The 7,050-nt window shown below is 67.0% G+C and carries 6 protein-coding genes; 4 read left to right on the top strand and 2 right to left on the bottom strand.

Going from position 1 to position 7,050, the window contains the following annotated elements; all coding sequences use genetic code 11:
- Nucleotides 1-86 precede the first annotated feature (86 nt).
- The 4 genes from Q0176_RS04060 to Q0176_RS04045 all read left to right on the top strand — a co-directional run bounded on the left by Q0176_RS04060 (nt 87) and on the right by Q0176_RS04045 (nt 4,885).
- Nucleotides 87-1,067 (top strand): ABC transporter substrate-binding protein, encoded by a 981-nt coding sequence (locus Q0176_RS04060; RefSeq protein WP_299299490.1) that lies wholly within the window; start codon nt 87-89, stop codon nt 1,065-1,067.
- Entirely contained in the window at nt 1,064-2,785 is a 1,722-nt protein-coding gene (locus Q0176_RS04055) for an iron ABC transporter permease (RefSeq protein WP_299299488.1), read from the top strand. The genes Q0176_RS04060 and Q0176_RS04055 overlap by 4 nt, the downstream gene beginning before the upstream one ends.
- Entirely contained in the window at nt 2,782-3,813 is a 1,032-nt protein-coding gene (locus tag Q0176_RS04050) for an ABC transporter ATP-binding protein (protein ID WP_299299486.1), read from the top strand. Before Q0176_RS04055 ends, Q0176_RS04050 begins: the two co-directional genes overlap by 4 nt.
- A gap of 133 nt (nt 3,814-3,946) precedes the next feature.
- Entirely contained in the window at nt 3,947-4,885 is a 939-nt protein-coding gene (locus Q0176_RS04045) for a hypothetical protein (protein ID WP_299299484.1), read from the top strand.
- A gap of 155 nt (nt 4,886-5,040) precedes the next feature.
- Here the strand turns inward: Q0176_RS04045 and Q0176_RS04040 are convergent, their stop codons facing one another.
- Nucleotides 5,041-6,390, bottom strand: a complete 1,350-nt coding sequence (locus Q0176_RS04040) for an ATP-binding protein (RefSeq protein WP_299299482.1) — start codon at nt 6,388-6,390, stop codon at nt 5,041-5,043.
- Nucleotides 6,387-7,050: response regulator transcription factor (locus Q0176_RS04035; RefSeq protein ID WP_299299480.1), on the bottom strand; the 664-nt coding region annotated here is incomplete at its 5' end. The genes Q0176_RS04040 and Q0176_RS04035, both read right to left, overlap by 4 nt.

Below are 7,050 nucleotides of genomic sequence, written 5' to 3'. Positions count from 1 at the left end.
CGCCCCCATCCGTATCCTTTCCGTCCCCCTTCTCCCCAAAGCGATATATAATGACAAGGATGCTTGAAAAACCGGAGGGGAAATTCATGAGACGAACTTTGAACCTCGCCGCGCTGCTGGCGATGACGTTCTGTTTTGCCGTTTCGGCCCAGGCGGAGCCGCTCCTGCTCTACACCTCCCAGCCCGACGGGGACGTCCGGACCCTGGTCGAGGCGTTCGTGGAGAGCTGCCCGGGCGTCGAGGTCCGCGTGTTCCGCTCGGGCACGGAGGAGGTGGTGAGCAAGGTCCTGGCGGAGAAGATGACCGGACGGGTGCAGGCCGACCTCCTTCTGCTCGCCGACGCCGTGACGTTCGAGCGCCTGAAGGCCGAGGGGGTCCTGGCCGTCTACCGCTCCCCCGAGGCGTCCGCGCTGCCCGACTCCGTGCAGGACCCCGACGGGACCTACTGCGGGACGAAGGTGCTCGCCACGGTCCTTCTCTTCAACACGTCCGCGGGAAAGGCCGTCGAGCCCACGTGGAAGGCGCTCCTCGACCCGGAGAACGCCGACAGGGCCATGATCGCGAGCCCGCTCTACTCGGGGGCCGCGGCCTACCAGCTCGGCGTCCTGACCCGTTCGGAGGGCTTCGGCTGGAAGTTTTACGAGGGGATGAAGGCGAACGCCGTGGCGGTCGGCAAGGGCAACGGGAGCATCATCACCGCGGTGGCGGGCGGGGACAGGCTCTTCGGTCCCGTCGTCGACTACATGGCCCGGCGCGCCAAGGCCAAGGGTTCGCCCGTCGACTACGTCTACCCCGCGGAGGGCTCGCCCGTCATCACGGAGCCGGTGGGCATCGTCGCCCGGGAGGAAGTTCGCGGCGAGGCGAAGCGCTTCGTGGACTTCCTCCTCTCCGAAAGGGGACAGGCGCTCTTCTCCGGGATGGGGTACGTCCCCGTGCGCCGCGGCGTCCCCGTTCCCGACGGGCTGCTCGGCATCGACCAAATGACGGTCCTGAGCGCCGACTCCGCCATGCTGATCCGGGAGCGCGAGGGCGACAAGGCCCGGTTCTCGGAGCTCTTCGGCTATTGAGGACGGCCTTGCCCGAGTACGCCCTGCGGGAGGGCCGGGGACGCTTTTCGCTGCGGCGTTTTCCCGGCGGATGGAGCGTTGCCTTCACGCTCCCGCTCTTCTTTTTCTTCGTTCTTCCCTTCCTGCGCCTCTTCTGGCTGAGCGTGTGGAGCGACGGCGGCCCGACCCTGGGGCTCTACGCGGACCTGGCGGCCTCCGAGCGCGTGCGCGCGGGCATCCTCAACACCATCGGCATCGTCGGGGCCTCGACGCTCCTCGCGTCCTCCGTGGGGCTCGTCCAGGCATGGCTCATCGCCCACACCGACATCCGGGGGAAGAGGATTCTGGAGGGGCTCTTCATCATGCCGTTCGTCATCCCGTCCTACATCACCTCTCTGGCCTGGGCGCGCTTCGCCGGCCCGGGCGGGTTCCTGGCCCAGCTCACGGGGTGGAACGTCCCCTCGGCCTACAGCTGGCAGGGGATCGTCGGGGTCATGGGGATCTGCCACGCGCCCCTGGCCTTCCTGTTCTGCCTGAACGCGCTGCGGAAGGTTCCGCGCGAGGCCGAGTGGGCGGCCCGCTGCTCCGGCGCCGGACCGTGGAGGACCTTCCGGTCCGTCACCGTTCCCTCCGCCCTTCCCGGCATCGTGGGCGGGGCCATGACCGTGCTCCTCGCGGGGCTGGACAACTTCGGGATCCCCGCCTTCCTGGGGGCGCGCAAAAACATCAACGTGCTGAGCACCCTCATCTACCAGGAGGTCGTCGGGTTCGGTCCCTCCGCCTTCGGGCGTGCGGCGGCCCTGTCCGTGATGCTGGGGGGGCTCGCCCTCCTGAGCTGCGCCGTACTGTGGCGCTTCCTGCGCCGTGGGGAGGTGCTGGAGAGCCTCGTGCCCGACCGTCAGCCCCGCTGCGAGCTCGGACGCCTCCGGCCCTGGGTCGAGGGGCTGCTCTGGGCCTTCGTCGCGCTGACCTCGCTCCTGCCCCTCGCGTCCATGCTGGCGGCCTCCCTGCTCAGGGCGTGGGGCCTGAGCTTCGGAACGGCAAACCTCTCCCTGGACAACTTCGCCTTCCTCCTTGGCGACCCCAAGGCCCTGGGGGCCCTGGGCAACAGCTTCCGGCTCGCCCTGTTCACGGGGGTGTGCGCGATCTTCATCGGCTCGGCCGTCGCCTGGGGAAGGGTGCGGCGTCCGGGGATCGCGTTTCGGTTCGCCGAGGCGGCCCTCTCGCTGCCGTTCGTCCTGCCCGGGACGGTCTTCGCCCTGGCGATGATCCTGGCGTGGGTGGAGCCTCTGCCGGGCTGGCGCCCGGGGATCTACGGCACCACGACCCTGCTGGCCATCGCCTACGTCGTGCGCTTCAGCGTTCTGCAGTTCCGCGCCAGTGCAAGCGCGCTGCAGCAGGTGGACCGTTCCGTGGAGGAGGCCGCCAGCATCTGCGGGGCCGGGCGATGGGCCTGTTGGCGCCGCATTCTCATCCCCTTGATTTCCTCCGGGCTCCTCTCCGGTTTCTTCATGACGACGGCCCATGCGCTGACGGAGCTCACGGTCTCCTCCATCCTGGGGGCCCTGGGGGCGGAGACCGTGGGCATGGTGGTTCTGAACTTCGAACAGGCGGGGGACGTCGCCCTCTCCTGCGCCTTTTCGGTGCTCGTCCTGGGGCTTCTCGCCCTTCTGCTCCTGTCGGGGCTGGCGCTGCGCCGGTGGGTGAACCGATATGAAAGAAAGGAAGTCGGCGTATGAGCGTTTTCGTCTCCGTGGTGGAGCTGGAGAAGCGGTTCGGCGGCTGTTCGGCCCTGAACCGCGTGGACGCGGAGTTTCCGGCGGGGAGCTTCACCGCCGTCCTGGGGCCCTCGGGCTGCGGCAAGACGACCCTGCTGCGCCTGCTGGCGGGCTTCGAGAAACCGTCCGCGGGGTCGGTGCTCTTCGACGGCCGCGTCGTCTCCTCGGCCGCTTTCCGTCTTCCGCCGGAGGACCGCGGAGTGGGGATGGTCTTTCAGTCCTTCGCCCTGTGGCCGCACATGACGGTGGCGGAGCACGTCCTCTTCGCCCTGAAGTACCGCGGCCAGGAGGGCGGCCGGGAGGAGGCCCTGAGGCTCCTCCGGCCCCTGGGGCTAGAGGCCCTGGCAGACCGCCGCCCGGCCCAGCTCTCCGGAGGGCAGCGCCAGCGGGTCTCCCTGGCCCGCGCCCTGGCGGGGAGCCCCGGCATCCTGCTGATGGACGAACCGCTCTCGGCCCTCGACGCGGAGCTCAGGATCGAGATGCGTCAGGAGATCGCGTCGCTGCACAGGCGGCACGGCTCGACCTTCGTCTACGTCACCCATGACCAGGAGGAGGCCATGGCCCTGGCGGACAGGGTCGTGGTGATGAACGGCGGCAGAGTGGAGCAGGTCGGCTCCCCGCAGGAGGTCTATATGGCCCCCGCGTCGCCGTTCGTGGCGCGCTTCGTCTCCAAGGCCAACCTGATCCGGGGCCGCTGGGAGGACCGGCTTTTCCGCCCCGAGGGGGCCGAGGGCGGGGCCTTCTGGACATGGCCGGGGAACGCGGACGCCGGGGTGTGGAGGGACGAGGGGGTCTACCCCCTCCGCCCGGAGCAGCTCGCCCTGTCCGAAGGCGGGAAGGGGCTACCGGCGGAGGTGGAGCACGTCCAATACCAGGGACGGGAGCTGCACTGCACGCTTCGTTCCGGCGGGGCGATCCTGAAGGCCTACCGCCCCTCGAACAGCCCCGTTCCCCCGGGCCGCCGGGTCTGGATCAATCCGATGCCGTGAGGAAAAGGAACAGTTTGTCGGTTTTTCCATTCCGCTGTTTTGTTATAATGAAGCCGGCATCCGGGCCGAGAGGGGGCGGCTTCGCCTCGAGACGTCGAAGCGAGTCCGGCAGGCCGAAAGGACGGGGAACGGGATGGCGGCGATCGTAAACACGCCCTATGACGATGTGTTCCGCACGCTCCTGAACGATTGCTCCTCGCTCGTTATACCCCTCGTGAACGAAATTTTTCACGCGTCCTACTCCGGCAACGAGACGGTGGAGTTCTACCCCAACGAGCACTTCATCAACGGACAGGACGGAGAGGAACGGGAGCGCGTCACGGACTCCTGCTTCGGCATACGGGGCGAGCCCTTCAGGAAGTACCATATCGAGTGCCAGAGCACCGCGGACGACAGCATGCTGATCCGCATGTTCGAGTACGACGCTCAGATTGCCTTGGATGCGGGCGAGGTCGAGGACGGCGTTCTAACGGTGCGTTTTCCCGACTCGGCGGTTCTGTACCTTCGGTGCCGTTCGTCCACGCCGGACGTGATGACCATTCGCATCGAGCTTCCCGGTGGAGGCCTTGCCGCTTACGACATCCCCGTACTGAAGGCCCAGCGTTATTCTCCGGAGGAGATTTTTTCCAAAGGGCTTCTGTTTCTGATCCCCTTCCATATTTTCTCCCACGAAAGCCGGTTCGCGGAGTACGAGAGGGACGAGGGGCTCATGAGGGGGCTGTTGTCCGAGTACGAGGGGATAAAGGACCGGCTCGGGGAACTGGCCGAGTCCGGCAGGCTGACGGAGTACGTGAAGCGGACGATCGAGGAGATGTCCGACAAGGTTCTGGAGCACATCGCCAGGAAGCACGACAGGGTGAGGGAAGGAGTGAGGTCCGTTATGGGAGGCAAGGTGCTGGAGTACGAGGCCAAGACCATTCTGAACGAGGGCATTGTTTTAGGCAGAACCGAGACAGCGCGGCGGATGTTGGTCCTGAATTTCACGCCGGAGCAGATAAGCCAGGCTACCGAACTATCCCTCGACGAGATCGAAGGACTTAAGCAGGCGAACGATTTTCGTGGCCTGCGATAAACAGGCTGCCAACGAGTGAGACAAAGGTCGACCAGCGACTGCTCCTGTTTAGGGATGCGCAACGCCCCCTCGGCGATATTGCCGAGGGGGCGCTCTTTTGGGTCAATAGATCAATTTAGATCAATATCTTCAGCACCTTTTCGACGGCGATTTTTTCAGCCTTCTCCTCCCAGAGGCAGCTTCACCGTGAAGCGGCTGCCCTCCCCCAGCCGACTGCTGACCTCTATGGTCCCACCGTGGGCCTCGACCGCAGCCTTCGCGATGGCGAGGCCTATTCCGCGTCCCCCGGTCGCACGGGCGCGCGCCGCGTCCGCCCGGTAGAAACGGTCGAAGACATGGGGAAGGTCCGCCGCGTCGATGCCGGTCCCGGCGTCCTCGACCTCGACGACGGCGCTGCCGTCCCGGGAGCGAAGCCGAACCTCCACTCGCCCCCCGGCCTCCGAATAGCGCAACGCGTTCGAGAGCAGGTTGTCGATCACGCTGCGAAAGCGTTCCGAATCGACGTTCGCCCGGACGTTCCCTTCGAGGCTGCGGTGAAGCGTCACCCCGGACCGGGCGAAAAGCGGCTCCGAGGTATCCAGGACCGTGTTCAGAAAGGCGGCCAGGTCCGTGTCCCGAAGGCGGACGGACAGGATCTCTCCCTCGAGCCGCGTCAGCGATTCCACCTCTCCGATCAGGTCGCTCAGACGCTCGATCTCCGCCGCGCAGAGCGCAAGCCGCTCCGGGGTGACCTCCCAGACGCCATCCGCCACGGCCTCCACCTGGGAGCGCACCACCGTAAGGGGCGTCCTGAGCTCATGGGCGATGTCCGTCATCAGGCGTTTGCGCAGCCGTTCCTGTCCCGCCAGGGAACGCCCCAGCTCCTCCACCCCGCGGGACAGCATGTCCATCTCGCGGATCCCGCTGGGAGGCTCCGGCTCCAGTTCGTACTCCCCACGGCTGATGCGCCGTGCCCGCTCCGCGGCCCGAATCACGGGCCGGCTCAGGCCTCCGGCGACGACGTAGCCCAACCCGCAGGCCACGACGATCATGGCCGCAGCGCCCACGAGGGCATACAGGGCCATACGGGAGACGAACTCCTGCTCCAGGCGGCTGGACGGAGGGCGTCCGTTCGCGTCCAGGGTCCCAATCCTCCGCCCCTCCAGGCTCAGGGGAATGGAGACGCGGTTTTTCCCCCGCATTCCCCATCCCCGTCCGTGCCCCATGGGCAGGACCCTGTTTCCGCCGGAGTCCAGGAGGACGATATCCGAGGGCATTCCCCCGGCGGAGGAACGCAGGACGTCCATCACCCGGCGGGGGTTCCAGCCCCCATCCTCGCGATAGAGGGCCTCCAGGGAAGCTCCCAGCTCCTCCAGGTCGGATGCCCTCCTCCGTCCCAGGTAATCCTGAAATCCCGAAAGGCTCAGGTCTCTCACCAGAGCCGGAACGATCACCCCGCTCAGGACCGCCAGCAGAACGTAGAGCAGCATCAGGTGGGCCCGCAGGGAACGCCCCCTCCTTTTCATGAGCGCTCCTCCGGCCCGGAATCGTCGATCCTGTAGCCGAAGCCGTACACGGTACGAATCCATCCATTCTCATGCCCCGGCTCGGCCAGCTTTTTCCTGAGGTTCTTGACGTAGGCGTCCACCGTGCGGTCGAACCCCTCGAAATCGTCGCCCAGGGCCGAACGGATGATGTCGTCCCGCGACCAGGTCCGGACGGGATGCGACGCCAGCGTGGAAAGCACCATGAACTCGCTGCGCGTCACGGGAACCGCAACTCCGTCCTTGCGCACCTCCACCCGCTCCGGGTCTATCTCGATGCGCCCCCCTATCGAGAGGGGCGCACCGTCCCCGCTGACGCCCCTCGTCTCCCGAAGAGGACGGAGATGCGCCCGAACCCTCGCCATCAGGACCCGGGGGCTGAAGGGCTTGCTCACATAATCGTCCGCCCCGGCGTCGAGCCCCGCGACGACGTCGTCCTCGCTGCCCCTGGCCGTCAGCATGATGATGGGCACAGCCGAGCGCACACGGATGCGCCGGCACACCTCCGTGCCGCTCAGCTTCGGCAGCATCAGATCCAGGACCACGAGGTCGGCCCCCTGCTTTTCCCATAAGGACATGGCCGCCTCGCCGTCGGCGGCCCAAAGGGTATCGTACCCCTCGCGCCCGGCATAAGCGGCGACG

It is taken from the genome of uncultured Fretibacterium sp. (assembly GCF_938040765.1).
GTDB lineage: Bacteria > Synergistota > Synergistia > Synergistales > Aminobacteriaceae > CAJPSE01.
Note: the sequence above shows the minus strand (reverse complement) of the source record. Positions and strands in the feature narration are given on the sequence as shown.

What these genes read in the sequence shown, in the direction of transcription:
- Q0176_RS04060 (WP_299299490.1), top strand. Translation starts at nt 87, where the DNA reads ATGAGACGAACTTTGAACCTCGCCGCGCTGCTGGCGATGACGTTCTGT.
- Q0176_RS04050 (WP_299299486.1), top strand. Translation starts at nt 2,782, where the DNA reads ATGAGCGTTTTCGTCTCCGTGGTGGAGCTGGAGAAGCGGTTCGGCGGC.
- Q0176_RS04045 (WP_299299484.1), top strand. Translation starts at nt 3,947, where the DNA reads ATGGCGGCGATCGTAAACACGCCCTATGACGATGTGTTCCGCACGCTC.
- Q0176_RS04040 (WP_299299482.1), bottom strand. Translation starts at nt 6,390, where the DNA reads ATGAAAAGGAGGGGGCGTTCCCTGCGGGCCCACCTGATGCTGCTCTAC.